The organism is Pyrodictium occultum, from assembly GCF_001462395.1.
Lineage (GTDB): Archaea > Thermoproteota > Thermoprotei_A > Sulfolobales > Pyrodictiaceae > Pyrodictium > Pyrodictium occultum.
Genome location: NZ_LNTB01000001.1, coordinates 202,576 through 220,143, shown reverse-complemented (window position 1 = coordinate 220,143; position 17,568 = coordinate 202,576). Strand labels below are relative to the sequence as shown.

15 protein-coding genes are annotated in these 17,568 nt (G+C 68.9%); 8 read left to right on the top strand and 7 right to left on the bottom strand.

The features are described from left to right. Window positions 1-122 precede the first annotated feature (122 nt). The 6 genes from CF15_RS01230 (at window position 123) to CF15_RS01205 (ending at window position 7,320) form a co-directional block, all read left to right on the top strand. On the top strand, window positions 123-983 hold the full coding sequence (locus CF15_RS01230) for an ABC transporter ATP-binding protein (protein ID WP_236698085.1): 861 nt from the start codon (window positions 123-125) through the stop codon (window positions 981-983). Between the two features lie 3 nt (window positions 984-986). Continuing rightward, window positions 987-2,921, top strand: coding sequence for an AMP-dependent synthetase/ligase (locus tag CF15_RS01225; protein WP_201783066.1), 1,935 nt, complete (start codon window positions 987-989; stop codon window positions 2,919-2,921). Between the two features lie 92 nt (window positions 2,922-3,013). Continuing rightward, entirely contained in the window at window positions 3,014-3,916 is a 903-nt protein-coding gene (locus CF15_RS01220; protein ID WP_236698184.1) for a branched-chain amino acid ABC transporter permease, read from the top strand. Window positions 3,917-3,929: 13 nt separating this feature from the next. Next, the gene (locus tag CF15_RS01215) at window positions 3,930-4,937 is read left to right on the top strand and encodes a branched-chain amino acid ABC transporter permease (protein ID WP_168371196.1); all 1,008 of its coding nucleotides are present in this window, start codon (window positions 3,930-3,932) and stop codon (window positions 4,935-4,937) included. A 119-nt stretch (window positions 4,938-5,056) separates the two neighbouring features. Next, window positions 5,057-6,451, top strand: coding sequence for an ABC transporter substrate-binding protein (locus CF15_RS01210; RefSeq protein ID WP_058370169.1), 1,395 nt, complete (start codon window positions 5,057-5,059; stop codon window positions 6,449-6,451). Window positions 6,452-6,540: 89 nt separating this feature from the next. Next, complete coding sequence (locus CF15_RS01205; RefSeq protein WP_058371321.1) at window positions 6,541-7,320, top strand: ABC transporter ATP-binding protein; 780 nt, start codon at window positions 6,541-6,543, stop codon at window positions 7,318-7,320. Here CF15_RS01205 and CF15_RS01200 read toward each other — a convergent pair. The 6 genes from CF15_RS01200 to CF15_RS01175 are packed head-to-tail and all read right to left on the bottom strand — an operon-like array spanning window position 7,317 to window position 15,568. After that, entirely contained in the window at window positions 7,317-7,604 is a 288-nt protein-coding gene (locus CF15_RS01200; RefSeq protein WP_058370168.1) for a hypothetical protein, read from the bottom strand. The genes CF15_RS01205 and CF15_RS01200 overlap by 4 nt on opposite strands. Window positions 7,605-7,613: 9 nt before the next feature. Continuing rightward, entirely contained in the window at window positions 7,614-8,834 is a 1,221-nt protein-coding gene (locus CF15_RS01195; protein ID WP_058370167.1) for a hypothetical protein, read from the bottom strand. Next, on the bottom strand, window positions 8,831-10,234 hold the full coding sequence (locus CF15_RS01190; protein ID WP_058370166.1) for a DUF58 domain-containing protein: 1,404 nt from the start codon (window positions 10,232-10,234) through the stop codon (window positions 8,831-8,833). The genes CF15_RS01195 and CF15_RS01190 overlap by 4 nt, the downstream gene beginning before the upstream one ends. Before the next feature lie 24 nt (window positions 10,235-10,258). Beyond that, on the bottom strand, window positions 10,259-11,212 hold the full coding sequence (locus CF15_RS01185) for an AAA family ATPase (protein ID WP_083494406.1): 954 nt from the start codon (window positions 11,210-11,212) through the stop codon (window positions 10,259-10,261). After that, window positions 11,169-12,530, bottom strand: coding sequence for a hypothetical protein (locus CF15_RS01180; RefSeq protein ID WP_058370164.1), 1,362 nt, complete (start codon window positions 12,528-12,530; stop codon window positions 11,169-11,171). Before CF15_RS01180 ends, CF15_RS01185 begins: the two co-directional genes overlap by 44 nt. Then, entirely contained in the window at window positions 12,527-15,568 is a 3,042-nt protein-coding gene (locus CF15_RS01175) for a DUF4129 domain-containing protein (RefSeq protein ID WP_058370163.1), read from the bottom strand. The genes CF15_RS01180 and CF15_RS01175 overlap by 4 nt, the downstream gene beginning before the upstream one ends. Before the next feature lie 117 nt (window positions 15,569-15,685). Between CF15_RS01175 and CF15_RS01170 the strand changes: the two genes are divergently transcribed. Both CF15_RS01170 and CF15_RS08725 read left to right on the top strand, forming a co-directional pair. Further along, window positions 15,686-16,321: a hypothetical protein gene (locus CF15_RS01170; RefSeq protein WP_168371195.1), complete on the top strand. Its 636-nt coding sequence runs from the start codon at window positions 15,686-15,688 to the stop codon at window positions 16,319-16,321. Window positions 16,322-16,392: 71 nt separating this feature from the next. After that, window positions 16,393-16,977, top strand: a complete 585-nt coding sequence (locus CF15_RS08725; protein WP_058370161.1) for a GNAT family N-acetyltransferase — start codon at window positions 16,393-16,395, stop codon at window positions 16,975-16,977. Between the two features lie 8 nt (window positions 16,978-16,985). On the opposite strand, the gene CF15_RS01160 is transcribed toward CF15_RS08725, so the two are convergent. After that, the gene (locus CF15_RS01160) at window positions 16,986-17,546 is read right to left on the bottom strand and encodes a class I SAM-dependent methyltransferase (protein WP_058370160.1); all 561 of its coding nucleotides are present in this window, start codon (window positions 17,544-17,546) and stop codon (window positions 16,986-16,988) included. Window positions 17,547-17,568 lie beyond the last annotated feature (22 nt).

Sequence of the window (17,568 nt, the reverse complement as noted above, 5' to 3'; positions counted from 1 at the left end):
GGCCACCTTTGTGTACTGTCCAGCCACAACTAGAATGATAAAAAGATGCTTAAAAGGGCGTGTGCAACACGGGGACGCTGGAGCGGCACTACTCCGGCTGGGGTGCGGCGAGATGGTGCGTTTTGTTCTCCGCTGCTAAGGAGCATGGGAGGGTGATGGGCTTCGATTACCGCTCCCTCTGGCAGGAGGGCAGCCTGTACCGGGAGAAGCCCCAGGCTGGCATAGACTACATACTGGAAGTCGAGGACGTGAGGGTAGAGTTCGGCGGCGTAGTGGCTGTCGACGGAGCCGGCTTCAGGCTCCGCCCAGGCGAGATACTCGCGGTTATAGGCCCCAACGGGGCGGGGAAGACCAGTCTCCTCAACGTGGTCTCGGGCTTCTACAAGCCGAGGAAGGGCAGGGTGGTGTTCGAGGGCAGGGACATCACGAGGCTCCCGCCCCACGCGAGGGCCAGGCTGGGGCTCGCCAGGACCTTCCAGCACAGCGAGCTGTTCCGCCACATGACCGTCGTGGAGAACATAATGGCCGGGCTGGAGCCGTGGAGGAGCTACAGCATCATCGACGCCGCCTTCTGGACGCCGAGGGCGCAGCGCTGGGAGGAGTGGGCCAGGGAGAAGGCCGAGAGGGTCATAGACCTCCTCGAGCTCCACGAGTACCGTGACCGGGTTGTGGAGGGGCTCCCGCCGGGCGTGCAGAAGCGCGTCGACCTGGCGAGGGCGCTGGCCCAGGACCCGAAGGTAGTCCTCATGGACGAGCCCATGGCTGGGCTGAGCAGGGAGGAGAAGGAGGACCTGGCACGGGCCATAGTGGAGGTCAACGAGACCAGGGGCATCTCCTTCGTGCTCGTAGAGCACGACCTGGAGGTTGTCATGGACCTCTGCGACCGCGTCGTGGTGATGGACTCCGGCCGCGTTATAGCCGAGGGCCCGCCCTCCAAGGTGGCGAACGATCCCCGCGTGATAGAGGCCTACATAGGTGGCTGAGCCGTGGCGGAGGTGGGTAGGGGGGCGAAACCCTACGAGACGACCTTCCCCTGGCTCCTGGAGGCCAGGGCCAGAGAGTGGCCCGGCAGGGTGGCGTTCCGCTGGAAGCGGTACGGCGTCTGGCGCCGCTTCACCTGGAGCGACTACTACCGGCTCGTCCGCTGGGCGGCCCTGGGGCTCTACAGCCTCGGGATAGGGAGGGGCGAGAAGGCCGCCTTCATAATGGGCAACAGGCCCGCCTGGCCGATCTACGAGGTGGGGGCGCAGAGCATCGGAGCAGCCACCGTCGGGATCTATAAGGATAGCCTGAGCGACGAGGTAGCCTACATCCTCCAGCTTAGCGACGCCAGGGTGGTGCTCGTCGAGGGCCAGGAGCAGCTCGACAGGGTGCTGGAGGTCATAGACAAGACTAAGGTGGAGAAGATAATCGTCGACGAGGCCAAGGGCCTCCACATGTACAGGGACAAGCTGGGAGACCTCATAATCACCTTCGCGGACCTGCTTGGCATGGGGAGGAGGCTGGAGGAGCAGAGCCCGGGGCTCTACGACAAGCTCACCGGTGACCTGGACCCCGAGGATGTGGCCGGCCTGTTCACCACGAGCGGCACCACTGGGAGGCCCAAGCTGGCTATGCTGAGCCACCGGAACCTGCTGGCGATGGCTTACCAGCTGAACCAGCTGGACCCTGTGGAGAGGAGCTGGGAGTACGTCTCCTTCCTGCCGCCGGCCTGGGTCGGGGAGCAGATGATGAGCATAGCGCTCCACTTCATGGCCGGGTTCCGGTTGAATTTCCCGGAGAGCCCGGAGACGCTGTGGAGGGACTTCAGGGAGATAGCACCCCACTTCCTCTTCGCGCCGCCCAGGATATGGGAGAGAATAGCCAAGGACGTAATGGCCAGGATGGAGGACAGTGACCCGGTTAAGAAGGCGTTCTACCGGCTCGCCATGTGGGTGGGCTGGAGGGCGGCCCGGTCGAGGCTCCGCCCCGGCAGGAGGAGGCCCAGCCTCGGCTGGAGGCTGGCCTGGTACCTCGCCTACTGGCTGGCGCTCCGCGGCATACTCGACAAGACCGGGCTGAAGAGGGTGAAGAGAGCCTACACCGGCGGCGCCATGCTGGGCCCCGACTACGTGGAGTACTTCCACGCGCTGGGGGTCAACCTGAAGCAGATCTACGGCCAGACGGAGGTGGCCGGCATAGCAGTGGTCCACCCCGACGACGATGTTAGGCTGGACACTGTCGGGAAGCCCCTGCCGGAGACGGAGATCCGGATAGCCGAGGACGGGGAGATACTGCTACGCAGCCCGGCAGTGATGAAGGGCTACTACCGCAACCCAGAGGCGACCAGGAAGACCCTCGACCCCGACGGCTGGCTCCACACCGGGGACGTGGGGGAGCTGACCCCCGACGGCCACCTGGTGATACACGACCGCGCCAAGGAGATTATAACGCTGAGCGATGGCACAAGGGTGGCGCCGCAGGTGGTGCAGAACAAGCTGAAGTTCAGCCCCTACATAGCCGAGGCTGCCGTGGTCGGCGAGAGGAGGCCCTACCTGGCTGCGCTCCTCAACATAGACTACACCACTGTCTCCAGGTGGGCGGAGAGGAGAGGCATACCCTTCACCAGCTACAGCGACCTGAGCCAGAAGCCGCAGGTGCTCGAGCTGCTGAAGAGGGAGGTGGCCAGGGCTAACTCCAGGCTGCCGGAGCGGCTGCGTGTGAAGAGGTTCGTAAGCCTCTTCAAGGAGTTCCACCCCGACGACGGGGAGATGACGCGGACTAGGAAGCTGAGGCGCAGGGTGATAGAGCAGCGCTACGCCGGCCTAATAGAAGCCATCTACAGGGGCGAGGAGTGGTACGAGCTTACCGTGGAGATGAGGCTGGAGGACGGGAGGAGGGTGAAGGCCACGAGGAGGGTGAGGATACTCACAGCCGAGTAGCCCATCCCCCAGGGTTTCTCGCCCACCAGGGGCCATGCCGCAGCCCTGCCTAGCGGTGACCGGGTCCACGCGGGAGGGTGCATGCCTTGAGCGTGCTGGGGCAGCTCGCATCATATGCGGTGTCGGGCATAGTGATAGGCGTGGTCTACGCGGCGCTGGCGCTAGGCTACAATATAGTCTACCGTGTGAGCAAGTCGATAAACTTCGCCCACCCGGCGCTGGTCCTGCTCACAGCCGTAACCGCCTACCTCGCCGCGGTGAAGGCCGGGCTAGGGCTGGCGGCAGGAGCCCTCGTGGCGGCGGCGGTGGGCTTCGCCGTCGGCGCTGCGGTGGAGAGGCTAGTGGCCAGGCCCCTCCGCGGCAGGCCGCCGGCGGCGCTGATAGCAGCCACGCTCGGCGTCTACTACGTGCTCAAGGGCGTCTCGATGTACCTCGGCGGGGGTAGCGTGCCGCAGGCGAGCCTGCTCAACAGCAGCTTCAGGGTAGCGGCCGGCTCGGTGGTGCTCTCCGCCTCCGACCTGGCAGCCCTCGCCGCGGGGGCTGGCGTGGTCGCGCTGGTGGCCGCTGTACACAGGTTCACCAGGCTAGGGGTTGCAATGAGGGCTGCCTCGGAGGATGCCTACGGGGCCGCCGCCTACGGGATCCCAGTGAAGGCGTTGACCATGCTGAGCTGGGGGCTGGCCGGCGCGGCGGGGGGCCTGGCGGCGGTCGCGGTGGCCCTGGAGGCCAACCTGAGCCCCGTGCTGGAGGTCTACGCGATCAAGGCGCTGGCCGCCAGCCTGCTCGCTGGCCTCGACACCGTGGCCGGGATAATAGTCGGCGGCCTGGCGCTCGGGCTGTCGGAGCAGCTGGTCATGTTCCTCGAGCCCTACCTGCGGGCCGCCGGCCTGGACCTGGTGGGGGTCCACGAGGCCGCAGCGTACCTCATCATGCTGCTCGTGCTCCTGGCCAAGCCTTACGGGATCTTCGGCACTGAGAGGATAGAGCGCGTCTAGAGGGCGGGTGGCCGTGCCTGCCGGAGTGTTCAAGGAGACGTACCGCGGCCTCATGGCCCACCTCCGGTACCCGATCCACGTCTACTCCACAGCCGCGGCGTTGGCGCTGCTGCTGGCCCTGCCGTTCATCGCGGGCAGCTTCATAGTGGACAAGCTGGTGCTCTACATGGCGTTCCTGGTGGCGGCGATAGGGCTCAACATAACCACCGGGCTGGCCGGCCAGATATCCCTGGCGCAGGCCGCGCTGATGGGCGCCGGCGCCTTCACGGCCGCGTGGTTGACGCTCCACGGGGTGAACATCCTCCTAGCGATACCCGCGGGGGCCCTCGTGGCGGCGGCGGTGGGCACGGTGCTGGGCCTGCCGTCCTTCAGGCTGAAGGGCTACTACCTGGCGATGGCCAGCATAGCGGCGCAGGAGCTGCTCTACTACATCTACCAGCGCTGGGTAGCCTCCAACCAGTACATGCCGGTCAACGACTCCGCGAAGACCCTGCTGGGCGTCTACCTGGGCGGCGGGAAGCCCCTCTACTACACAGCGCTCCTCATCACGATAGCGGCGGCGTGGGCGGCGGCCAATATTGGGAGAAGCAGCCTGGGCAGGGCTATGAAGGCCGTACGCGACAACGACATATCGGCGGAGATAATCGGGATAAACGTGGCCAAGACCAAGGCCATCGCCTTCGCCCTCGGGAGCTTCTACGCCGGGCTCGCCGGCGGCCTGCTGGCACTCCAGCTCGTAGCCATAGACTACGGCAACTTCTCGCTGGAGCAGTCAATAAACCTCCTAGCAATGGTGCTGGTGGGCGGCGCCGGCCGGGTAATATGGGGCAGCGTGCTCGGCCTAATAGCGATAATGGCTACGCACAGCATCCTGGAGATGGTGTTCCAGGGCAACCCGGTATACGACTACCTGGTGCTCGGAGCAATCATAGCGTTCTTCGTGGTCGAGGAGCCGGAGGGCCTCATAGCAGTGCTGAGGAGGGTGAAGGAGTACTTCAGGCTATGGCCCTACAGCTACTGACAACCCTACGGTGCCGGGCCCCCAGGGCTCTTTTCCACGCTCTCAATCCGTATAAACAATATGTTGAAAAGATTTAAGTATGGCCGTAAAGGTTCGGAGGTGGGCCGGAGGTGAGCCTGATGTCCAGGAGCGCCGCGATAGCCGTAGGAATAGTAGTGATAATAATAGTGATAGCCGCGGCGGCCGTTCTCATGAAGGGTGGCGGGGGAGCCAAGCCCGCCCCAGCCGCGGCCAGCCCGTCCACCACGGCAGCCCCGGCGACCACGCAGACCACATCCACGACCACCGCGGCAACCACGGCCACAACGGGCACGGCAGCCGCGACCGCTACGGCCGGGAAGACCATGAAGATAAACGTGGGCCTCCTGGTGGACCTAAGCGGCCCCACCAGCGACGTCGGCAAGGACTATGCTAGGGGTGCAGAGCTGGCGTTCAAGTACTTCAACGAGAAGGGGATATACACGAAGGACGGGGTAAGGGTGGTGATAAACTACATCAAGAGGGACTACGGCTATCAGCCGCCCAAGGCCGCTGAGTTCTACAAGGAGTTCCGCGACCGCTACCATGTGATAGCCATAGTGGGCTGGGGCACCGCTGACACCGAGTTCCTCTCCAGCCAGGTGGCCAAGGACCGGATATTCTACGTGTCCGCCAGCTACTCCGCCAAGCTGGTGCCGCAGCCCTACAACTTCTTCCCGGCGCCCGACTACAGCACGCAGGCCTGCGCCGCGGTAGCCTGGATGGCCCAGAGGAAGCCCAATGCAACCCTGGTGCTGCTCTACGACCACAAGGTGGCCTACAGCAAGAGCCCGATACCCGCCATAAAGGCTATGGCCGAGAAGCTGGGCATGAAGGTGTACGATGTGGACCTACCGCTGAAGGCTAGCGAGGCCGACGCCACCAACGCCGTGAAGCAGGCCATGACCTACAACCCCGACTTCCTGTGGTGCGGCAACACTATAGGCAGCTGCAGCCTAGCCGCCCGCGCCATGGCCAAGCTCGGGCTGAACGCTGTGATGGTTGCCAACGTGTGGGGCTTCGACGAGAGGTTCCCGGAGCTCGCGGCCGCCGACATAAGGGGCAAGGCGGCGGGAGTGTCGCCCTGGATATGGCCGGAGTACGCTAAGGACAAGCCCGGCTACCAGGAGCTGTACGAGGCCGTGAAGCTCTACGGCAAGGACCTGGGCATCAGTGAGAAGGACGTCAACCTGAGGATAATGCAGGGCTTCATAAACGTGTGGCTCCTGGTGAAGGCGATAACAATGACCACCTCTAAGGACCTGCAGGAGAAGGGCGGCGAGGCGCTGAAGATGGCGATAGAGTCCAGCTGCAATGGCGAGCCCATAAAGCTTGGCGACATAACGCCGCCGATGAGGTACTGCCCCGGCAGCCACCTGCCCTTCAGAACGGCGTACATAGTGGTCTACGGCGAGGACGGGCAGTTCCACTTCGAGGGCCCGATAGAGGCTAAGGGAGTAGACTGCGTGAAGGCCACCCTTCAGGGCGGAGGCTAGGAGCCGAGCACCCCCGGGCCTCTTTTTCGCCCACCCGTGGGCCGTGCTGCCCACTCACCAGGCCCCTGGGGCGCGTAGCCTTGCCCGCAATGCTGGAGGTCAACAACATAGAGGTGGTGTATCACCCCTACATACTGGTGCTCAAGGGGATAAGCATAGAGGTTCCGGAGAAAAGCATAGTAGCGGTCCTCGGCCCCAACGGGGCCGGGAAGACCACGCTCCTCAAGGCGGTCTCGGGCCTCGTCAAGCTGGACCGTGGCAGGGTGACGAAGGGCTACATCAGCTACATGGGGGAGCGCATAGAGAACCGGGACCCCGAGGACGTGTCCCGCCGCGGCATAATCTACGTGGTTGAGGGCAGGAGGATATTCCGGGAGCTCACTGTCGAGGAGAACATAGAGGCCGTGGCCTACGCGTGGAGGAGCCGCCGGCCCGACCCGGAGCTTGTGTACAAGTACTTCCCGAGGCTCCGGGCGAAGAGAGGGACCAGGGCCGGCTACCTCAGCGGCGGCGAGCAGCAGATGCTGGCCATAGGCCTGGCGCTGCTCGCAAGGCCCAGGCTGCTCCTCCTCGACGAGCCGAGCCTCGGCCTAGCCCCCAAGGTGGTGAGCGAGGTCTACGAGTCAGTTAAGAGGATGCACGAGGAGGAGGGGGTCACCATTCTCCTCGCCGAGCAGAACGCCAGGAAGGCGCTGGAGATAGCGGACTACGGCTACATAATAGAGAATGGGAGGATAGTGCTCGAGGGGCCGGCGGAGAGGCTCCGGGAGGACAAGGACGTGAAGGAGTTCTACCTGGGCGTCAAGGGCGCCGAGGCCGGGGGCTACAGGAGGGCGAAATGGTACCGGAGGAAGAAGCGCTGGGTCTAGCCCCTCTTCCCCTCCTCCTTTCCCCCGGCCTCCGGGCCCCTCCTCTCCCCCAGCCTGGACGCCTTCTCCACTATTATCCAGTCGCGCAGCAGCGTCACAGCCGCCGCCGTGAAGGTGAAGCCTGCGAGCCCCGCCATCAGCCCCGCCGTCACCCTGGGAGGCTCCTCCGCCAGGTAGCCTATGCTGTAGAGGAAGAACCTGTAGCCCAGGTAGGCCATGGCCAGGCCCACGCCGAGGGATACTATTATCCTGGCCAGCTCCTTCACCGCCTGCACGCGCTGCAAGTCCCCGGCTCACCCCCACAGCAGCTCGGAGAGGAGCCTTAGAATGTACTCGGCCCGGTCAAGGTCCCTGCCGAGGAGCCTGTCGAGCTCCCGGGCTGCCGAGGCAAGCATATCCTCCCCGGGCAGCGGCGGAGGCTCCCTGCCCGTGGCTGTGCCGGCTGCAGCGCCCAGGAGCCTCTGGAGCGCCCCGTGGACGCCTGCGCCCTGGTGGATGAGGAGGAGCATGTAGGCCGCGAGGAGGGCTGCGAGCGCCGCGGCGGAGCCTAGGGCGAGCCTTCTCCACTCGATCCTGCCTGTTGCGAGGGCCTCTAGGAGGCGGCGGGCTGCCAGGTAGCCTGGGGTGGAGGCCGCTAGCCCCGGGAGGGTGCGGGCCAGGGCGGCCGCCCACCAGGGGGCGGCCTGGGGGAGCCTGGAGGCGAGCGGCTGGGCCGCGTGCGCGGCCAGGTAGCCTATAGCCGCTGCCGGCGCCGCGCCGGCCGCGGAGAGGCCGCAGCGGAGCATCCTGTGGTACCACTTCCTCATCGCCAGGGTCTCGCGGGCCTCCTGCTCCAGGAGCCTCTCCAGGCTCCGCGACAGCTCCTCCGGGGCGGCGGCGAGCGCGTAGACCATCGGGGCAGCCAGCCTCTCCACAGCGTAGTAGAGGACGTAGACCAGCACCGCGAGCACCGCCGCCCTCACAGCCAGCATGCCGCGGGCGGTGCTCCAGACGCCTGCAAGGGGCTCGGGGAGCCCGGGCCTGGGGCTGAGAAGGTACCGGTAGACGCTGGACGCCAGCAGCCCCCCGTAGACCGAGAGGGGTACGAGCAGCGTGTAGCCCGCCAGCAGCGAGACAGCCGTGGCGGCCACGCAGCGCCTGCCACACTCAAGCCTGCGCGACGCAGCACCCTCAGCCTCCAGGCTGTAGCGGAGGGAGAGCGTGTAGAGGGCGCTGGACGCCAGCAGCGAGACAGCCGGCCCGAGGGGGCCGAGGCCGAGGACGCCGGCGACCCCCACCGCTATGCCTGCGAGCGTGTAGGCCTGCTGAGCCCAGCCAGCCATAACCATGGCCGCGACCAGCACGGGGCCCAGGACGGCCAGCAGCCCGGAGGCCGGCACGCCGAGCCAGGGGGCCTGGGCCAGCGCCGGGGCCAGGCTGCCGGCTATAAGGTGGAACGCCGGGATAACGGCAAGGGCGGCCGCCAGGGCCGCCGCCGTGCGGACAGCTATGTATAGGGCCGCTGCCCTGGTCAAGACACGACTCCCCGCAGCCTCTCCAGCCTATCCAGCAGCGCCGAGACCGGGTCCCTGGGGCCCAGCTCCACCACCTCGACGCCGCCGCCCCGGAGCAGGGAGAGGGCGCTCCTAAGGGCCCTCAGCCTCTCCAGGGAGAGCAGCAGGTAGGCCGAGGCCCTGGAGCCCTCCAGGGCCGTGGACTCGAAGAGGACGGGGGAGAGGTGCACGAGGTAGACCCTAAGCCCCCTCAGGGCCGGGCGGAGCCCGGCCAAGGCCCCCGCGTAGGCCCTTGCAGCGCCGGGGTCCCCGCCCAGGTCGCTCACCAGTATCAGGGCGGCGCCTCCCCTGGGCAGGGCTGAGAGTAGCCCATTGCGGAGCGCTGAGGCCCTGGAGCCCGGGTCCGGCGCCCCCAGCCGCCCCCGGGGCCACGAGAGCCGCTCCGCTATGAAGCGGCGTGCGGTCGCCCCGCTCCCCCGCCCCCTGAGCCACGGGCTCAGGCTGGAGCCGCCGTCGGGGCCCAGGATGTAGAGCCGGTAGGCGTCGCCGCGGCGGGCCAGGTACTCCGCCAGCGTGGCGGCCAGCCTGGCTGCGTGCTCTATCCTTGTCCTGCCGAGCACGCCGGTGAACATAGAGGGCCAGGCGTCGATCACGAGCAGGACTCGGAGCGAGGACTCTTGCTCGAACACCTTGACCACGAGCCTGCCCCGCCTCGCCGAGGCCTTCCAGTCCACGAGCCTTATGTCGTCGTCGGGCGTGTACTCGCGTAGCTCGAGGAACTCGACGCCGAGCCCGCGGCGCCTCAGCCTCTCCACCCCACCCGGCTGGAGCACCGTGGGGAGCAGGGCGCGGCGGAGCAGGGCCTCCAGCACCCTGGGCTGCACCGCCACCTCCGGGAGCCCCTCGTAGACAAGCCTCTCCGCCCTGAAGAAGCCGAGGAAGTCCTCCGCGGCCAGGCGCAGCGGGCCGCCCCACCCGTGCCTGCCCACAACCGGGACGAGGGTGTACTCCACCACGGCCCTGCCCAGGGCCGGGAGGCTGACCACCGCCCTCGGGGGCTCCCTCCAGCGGAAGAGCCGGGGAGGCGAGTCGTAGACCTCCACGTGCTCCAGGGCCACCAGCGACCGGTTCTCGAGCACCAGCCTCACCCTCGAGGGCCTGCCCTCGGCCATCGGCGTCTCCAGCTCCCAGCGCACCCCGAGCCTCTGGAGCGCCGCCGCCTTGGCGAGGAAGAGGCTCCGCTCAGCCAGCACCAGGGCGAGAAGCGCCAGCCCCGCGGCCACCAGGGCCTCCGCGGCGCCGGGCCCCGCGAGGAGCCCCGCGGCCACCAGGGCGGCGGAGAGGAAGAGCGCCGCGTGCCCCCGCGGGGTGAGGGGGGCGGCCTCCGCGGCTATCTTCTCGAGCGGGCTCTCCCCGGGCAAGCTGGACCCCACGGCCTCCAGAGGCTAGGGGACGGGGACCCTCACGCGGCGTATGATCTCCTCCACCACCTCCTCGGGCCGGCGGCCCTCAGCCTCGGCCTCGGGGCTGAGGATGAGCCGGTGGGGGAGCACGTGGCGGGCAGCCCTTTTCACGTCGTCGGGTATAACGTAGTCCCTCCCCTCCATCGCGGCCAGGGCGCGGGAGAGCTGCTGCAGCGCTATAGCCGCCCTGGGGCTCGCGCCGAGCCTCACGTCCGGGTGCTGGTGGCTGGCCTCCACGATGTCTATTATGTAGTCGAGCACCGGGTCGCTCACCTCGACACCCCATATCGCTTTCCTCGCCTCGATCAGCTCCTCCCGGCCCGCCACCGGCTCCACCGGCCACCTCTCTATAGTCTCGAGGCCCCGGAGGATGCGGCGGAGCACCTCCCGGCCTGGCAGGGGGATCGAGACCTTCACGAGGAAGCGGTCCAGCTGGGCCTCGGGGAGCGGGAATGTGCCCTCGAGCTCCACCGGGTTCTGGGTGGCTATAACCAGGAAGGGCTCGGGGAGGGGGAGCGTCTCGCCCTCCACCGTCACCTGCCTCTCCTGCATCGCCTCCAGCAGCGCGCTCTGCGTCCTGGGCGAGGCCCTGTTGATCTCGTCGGCGAGAAGCACGTTGGTGAATATGGGGCCGCGGCGGAGCCGGAACTCGCCGCTCCTCTGGTCGTACACCATGGTGCCTATGATGTCGCTGGGGAGCAGGTCGGGGGTGAACTGGATCCTCCTGAACCCCAGCCGGAGGCTCGAGGCAAGCGCCTTGGCGAGCGTTGTCTTAGCCACGCCCGGGACTCCCTCGAGGAGCACATGGCCCCCCACGAGGAGGGCCGCCAGGATTATCCTGAGCTCCTCCTCCAGCCCGTAGACTACCTTCGAAACCTCCCCCGCCACCCTGTCAGCTATATCGGCCACCAGCCTGACCGACCGTCCCGCGGTCAATGCGCGTAGCCTCTCCGGGAGCCACTATGGCCTCGAGTAGGGGGCCCAGCCGCTCCAGCAAGTAGTATAGTCTACGCCTCCATGGCACGAGGCGGCTGAGGAGCCTGCTCCCCGCGAGCCTGTGGAGCCTCTCAAGCTCCGCCAGCAGCTCACGCAGCTCGCCCTGCCCGAGCCCCAGGGAGCGGGCCGCCTCCTCGAGGAGGGCGGGGTCGCCGAGGGCCTCTCTAACACCCCCGCCGAGGCGGCGGAGGGCCTCGTCCAGGAGCAGGTAGAGAGCCTCCAGGGCCTGGGCTGCCTCACGCCTCGTTAGATCGCCGGAGGCTATCCGTTGGAGGAGGGGGCTGGAGCCTACCGCCACAGGGGGCCTGGGCTGCCTGGGGGGCTTCTCGGAGGCCCACCGGCCGCCCGAGGCCTGGACGAGGGCGAGATAGAGGAGGGACGAGAGCGCGGTGGCTAGCAGCACCACGCCCAGGGGGTTGGAGAGGAGTGGTGCCAGCGCGCTCTTCTCCAGCTCGGCGAGCCACTCCACGAGGATGGATGCGATCAGGCCGGGCTGGAGGTACACCACCAGGGGCACCGAGGCGTTTACAGGCCTGTAAACCATGGGCGGGATCAGCACCAGGGGCTCGCCGCCGAGCCTCTCGGCAAGCACCGCCGCCAGCTCCGAGTTGCCCAGCCCGGTCTCGTTGGCGGCGCCCAGCACCCTGTTGCTGAACACATGGCTGTCGGGTATATAGACCACGTCCACCCGGCCCCGCCACTCGAGCGCCGCCGGGAGCCCCGGCGGGTATAGCGTGGCTGCCAGCGTCCTCCAGCCCTCGCCGGGGCTCACCAGGGCAACCGTGCTCATGGCGTAGAGGATGGGCTTCCCGCCCCGGTAGAGGGCTATAGCAGGGCCGCTCAGGGACCCCGGCTGGAGGCGCAGCGGGGGAGCACCGAGAGCCTCCAGCAGGCTGCTAGCGCAGCCGCTCTCATCAGCCACTACTACTCCCACCCGGTAGCCCTGGGAGGCGAGGCCCTGGACAAGCCCCGCAAGGCCACTCATTATGCTCGCGTTGCACTCCGTGGGCCCAGCGACAAGGTAGACTATGCTGGAGCCGTTCCATCCCCCCGGCGGGGCGGCGGCGTAGTAGACGGGGAGCCCGCTGCGGGAGAGGGCCTCCGCGAGCAGGCTGTGGCCCTGGGGCCCCTTGTCGAGCGGGGAGCCCTGGCGGGGGAGGAGCAGGGAGCCCAGCTTAACGGCCTTGGGGGCGGCGAGTATCGCCGCTACAAGCGCCACAAGGGCCAGGCCCGCCAGGAACGCCCTGAACCCTATCACCGCCCTCCACCCAGTAGCCTCGAGAGCCTTGAGGCCAGGCGGCGGCCCGCGCCGCCCAGGCCCCTCCTCGCCTCCTCCACGGCGCGCCGGAGCCTCTCCACGTCCTCCCCCGTCACCGGCTTGCTGCTGAACCTGGCCTTCTCGTATACGGCGGCCGCGGGGTTGTAGCGGCTCCTCTCAGCCTCCGGGAGCCTCCCGCCGTACTCCCGGTGGGTCTCGCTAGGCCTCCTGGCGCCGTAGACTGCCTCGTAGAGGTGGAGGAGCCTGCTGAACGCCTCCACCACGAGGCCCCGGGCCCCCTCGGGCCCAGGAGCCCGGCCCGCGAGCCTGCGCTCGGCGGCCACGAGCCGCGCCCTAGCCACCATAGCCTCTATCTCCCTGCCCCGGAGGACCAGGAGCGCCACTAGGAGAGCTGCGGCAGCCATGCCGGCTGCAAGGGCCAGGGGCCAGCCCGGGAGCCGGGCCCTGGGCAGCCTCGGCGCCGGTGGCCGCGGCGGCTGCAGCGGCTGCGCCCCGGGCTCCCGCCCCTCCTTCCGGGAAGTGTTGCCGCCGAGCCTGAGGGCTACCGGCGGCCCGCCGGCAGGCTGGGAGGAGAGGTTGCCGCCCGCGAGCGCCTGGTAGAGGAGCGAGACAAGGTCCCCGAGGCCGTGGACCTCGAGCACCCTGGCCGGCTGGCCTCCTGTAGCGGCGCCGGCGCCGCTGGAGCCCCTGCTCCGGCTGCTGGCGGCGCTGGCCCGCTTACGGTTGGCTGCCGACACCGACTCCAGAATGCTGCGCAGGACCGCCCGGCTCTGGTCCTTATAGGCATCGAGCAGCTTCTCGGCCAGCCTGGCGGCGTCGGCCAGGTCTACTGTGTAGCCGTTGCCGATCCTGATGCTGGCCGCCTCGGCTAGGGTTGATGCAGCCTCCCCTGGGCTCACCCCCTCCCTGGCCAGCGCCGCCAGCAGGCCGGCCGGCGGCTCGCTGGCGAGTATGTCGCGGAGAGCCCTGCTCGCCGCTGCAGCCTCGGCGTAGTCGCCGCTGCGGAGGCCCTGGGAGATCCGCCGTAGCAGCTCCGCCACCGCCTTGGCCTGGCCGGTGGCGTTGCTCTCCTCCACCTTCTCGGCGAGCTTCTCGAGGCGGTCGGCGAGGCCCTGGCCGGTGGCATTGCCCCCCGCCCCCGCTGGCTGCAGGCCCTGCCCCGTCTCCCGGGGCTTGCCGGGCTCCTCCCCGGCCGCCGTGGAGGCCGCGGGGGGCTCCAGGGTGGTTGAGTAGCCGAGGGCCCAGTAGAGCATGGTGCCCGGCTCCGGGGGCTGGCCCGGCGCTGGCGGCTTCTCGCCGCCGCGCAGCCAGGGGTACATGTGCACCACCAGCCAGGATACGGTGCGGGCCACCGCGTAGTCGATGACATAGCCCCCGCCAGTGGGGCGTGCCGCTGCGGCGCGAGCGAAGAGGCCGAGGCGCACGAGAGGGGGAGTAGCGTTGTCCCCCACGATGTCCTCCACCACCCTGGCCGGGTCCAGGGAGGCGAGCAGGGCGTCCCTGGGCGAGTCCACGCCCGCTGCCCTGAGGAGCCTCTCCGCCTCCATGCCGCTCGCGTTCACCAGCAGTGGGTTGAGGCCCTCCCGCACCGCCTCGAGCCCCGCGGACACGAGGACGTGGAGCAGCTCCGCCTCCCTGCCGGAGGGCGGGTTGAGGGCCTCTGCCTCGGAGAGCCTGCCGCTCCAGAGGAGGCTGGCGAGCCTCTCAGCGTAGCCCCTGACAGGGCCGCTGGCCCCGTGGAGCCGTGCTGCCTCGGCTAGAATCCAGGGGTCTATCTCGGCGAAGGGCTGGAGGACCAGTAGCAACTCCACTGGCTCCAGGGAGCCCGTCTCGGCGTAGCATAGGGCCGCGGCGGAGGCGGCCATGCTCCACCCCTGCTGCGTCTCAGCCGCGCCGGGCCCGAGGAGGCTCTTGACAAGCGCCTGGTAGACGAGGCAGTAGCCGGTGGAGCCGGGGGCCGCTGGCGCCCGGAGCCTCTCCGCGCGCACCAGCGCGGCGGAGGCGGCAGGGCTGAGGACTATTTCCCCGTCCATCCTGGCCAGGGAGGGGGTTATACCCTCCCGGATCGAGGCTGCCAGTAGGCGTAGACCGTCCACGCCCCCTATCCTGGAGGCGTTGGAGAGCGCCAGGGGCGGGGTGTAGCCGGCGGGGAGGGCGGGGAGCCGGTAGAGGGGAAGGATCCTCTCGACGTAGCCCCTGTAGGCGGCGTCGAGGAGGCTCGTGAGCGCAGCATAGCAGAACACGTCGCCGCGGCGGAGCGCGCCGGCAGCGAGGTCCAACACCGCGCCGGGGCCCCTGGCGTAGCCTCTACCCGCCGCTGCGGCGAGGGCGCTGCGGGCTGCGGTGCTAGGCACCGCGTCGGTGGAGGCGAGGGCGTAGATGAGGCAGAGCCCCCTGGCGCCGGCCTTAGCGTTCACCGTGGCCCAGTAGCCCGGGTCCGGGGTGCCCGCGAGCCCCGCGAGGAGGAGGCCCGCGTATGGGTCCTCCCGGGCCAGCCGCGCCGCCTCCGCGGCCAGGCTCCTGCTTCCCGTGGCGGCGTAGACCACGCTGCTGGCGAGCCTGGAGGCGGCCTCGGCAGGCAAGCCAGTGGCGTTGCCCGGGGGTATAAGGCCGAGAGAGGTCGGGGTGGAGAGGGCGAGGAGGAGGCTGCGGTACACCATGCTGGAGCTGCAGTGCTCGACCGCACCGGGGCTCTCAGCCACCGCGTCGAGGTAGGCTCTCAGCGCCTGCTCCAGACCGGGGCCCGGGGAGCCCGTGGCGTTGGCCTCCAGGAGGGCCTCCGCGGCGGCCGCCGCGGCCTGGGAGACCGGGGGCTGGGCGCAGCCGGCGACACCCTGGTAGATCTTGGCCGCCTCCCCGTAGCTGGTGGCTGAGCTGCGGAGCTGCTCGAGGATCTCGCGTAGCTGCCGGGCCAGGTTCCCCGCATCCCCGGCCAGTGCCCTATGGAGGGCGACGGGGAGGCTCGCCGCCAGGAGGGCTAGCAGCGCGGCCGCCAGCAGCCGGCGGGGCGGGTGCAACACGTGGCTCCTCCACCCCTCGGGACGCGGAATCACCAGGGATAAGGGCTCCGCCGACGGGCTCTATGGATTTAGCCTCGCGGAGGGCCGCGCCGCCTCCCGGAGGGTCCCGAGGCCGTGGGGGCAGGGGCTGGGCTCCGGCGGTGGGTGCCCTACGCCGCGGCCGGCGACCTCGCCTACGGGGGCAGGCTCCACGGGCTCATGGCCGGCGCGGTGTTCGCCGGGAGGGTGGGGCTGAGGGGCGCCTGCCTGGCGAGAGCCGGCGACCTGCTCCTCCTCTCGAGGTGCCGCGGCGGCCGGGTGGAGGCGGAGATCTACTACCACGACGCGCCCGGGCTACGGCAGCTGGACTCCAGGCTCTGGAGCCTGGTGGGCGCCCGGAGGGCCTCGCTGGAGGCTGTCCACGGCGACCTAGTGTTCCCCGTGGAGGCGCACGTGGTGGAGGCCCCGGCCACCAGCCGGGTGGAGAGGTGGGTCAGGCTCCTGCTCCTCATCCCCCCGGCCGCGCCCCCACCGGCGCAGCCGCTCGCAAGCTACCCGGTCGAGGCCCTAGGCGTCGAGCCCTGCGCCGACGGGAGGCTCTTCTGCAGGGGCGGGGAGGGGGAGGCGGTGGCCGCTGACCTAGTGGTTTCAGGGGAGAGGCTCTCCTCCTGGCTCGAGGAGCTGGGGGCGGCACTAGCACCCGTGGCTGCGAGGAGCAGGCCGCTCGGCCTCAGCCTCTACGCCCACGCCCCCGTGCAGAGGGGGCGCTGAGGCCCGGGGCTGGACGCTGGGCTTAATTCAGCCGATCCCAGTACCCCCGGGTTGGAGGAGCAGAGGACCCCTTGTCAGGCCGACGGCCCGCCGGGTGCAGCAGCCTACCCGGGGCGGCTGCGCTGAAGGACGGGAGCAGCGTCGAGATCACCGAGCCCGAGCCCAGGGAGGCGCGCAGGCTCCTCCTAGGCCTCTTCACCAGACTGGGGCCCGAGACTGTGCTGCTCCGCTTCCTCCGCCCGATCAAGTGCTGGGACACAGTGGTGAGGGAGATCCTGGAGAACGCCCGCCTAATCCTACTGGGGCTCCAGGGGGGCGAGGCGGCGGCGAGCGCCGAGGCCTACGACACCGGTATACACGGGGTGGCTGAGCTGGGGATAGTGGTCAGGGACGATCTCCAGGGCAGGGGCCTGGGCACGACGATGACCGCGCTTGTGGCACTCTGCCTCCTGGAGAACGGCTACAAGGCCCTCGAGGCCTACTTCGATCCAGGCAACATACCCATGAGGAGGATAATGGTGGACAAGCTGGGCGGCCGCGTGATCGGCTACGGCCGCGACATGGTCTTCACGCGGCTTGACCTGGAGCCGAACCGGGAGAGGATACTCTCCGTACTCTGGCAGCGCTACAGGCCGGCCCGCGGGAGCCTGGGCTAGAGCCCGTGCTAGAGCTCGTATACGTAGACGCTCCTGGACCTCACCTCCAGCCTGGCCGCGTGGAGCGAGCCCCTGTCCCCCTCCGCGGGGTAGTCGAGGCTTAGGAGGGGCGCGTGGAGCCCCCGGAGCGTGTCGAGGAGCCTCTGCACCGCCCTGGGGAGGAGGTAGGCGTAGACGGCATCCACCCTCCGGGGCCTAAACACCGACAGGTCGCCCACCACGGTGTCCGCCAGGAGGCCCCGGAGCCTCCTGGCAGCATCCGCCGCGAGGTACTCGTCCAGCTCGAGGCACACCGTGTAGAACCCCATCTCAGCCGCCTTGGACGCCACCCCGCCGGCGCCGCAACCCGGCTCGTAGTAGATGGGCTGCCGCTCCAGGCCCCGGGCCCGGAGCCTCCCCACAGCCATGGCGTGCAGGATGCGGAGAAGAGGCTCCACCATGTACTCCTGAGTTGGCACGTAGGGGGAGAGGCTTCCCCCCACGGCCTCAAGGGACTGGAACGCGTTGTAGAGTATCTCGATGGTCTTGCCCAGCTCCCTCTCATCGAGCCTAGGCTCCCGGCCGCCCAAAACCATGCCCCAGCCTCGGGCT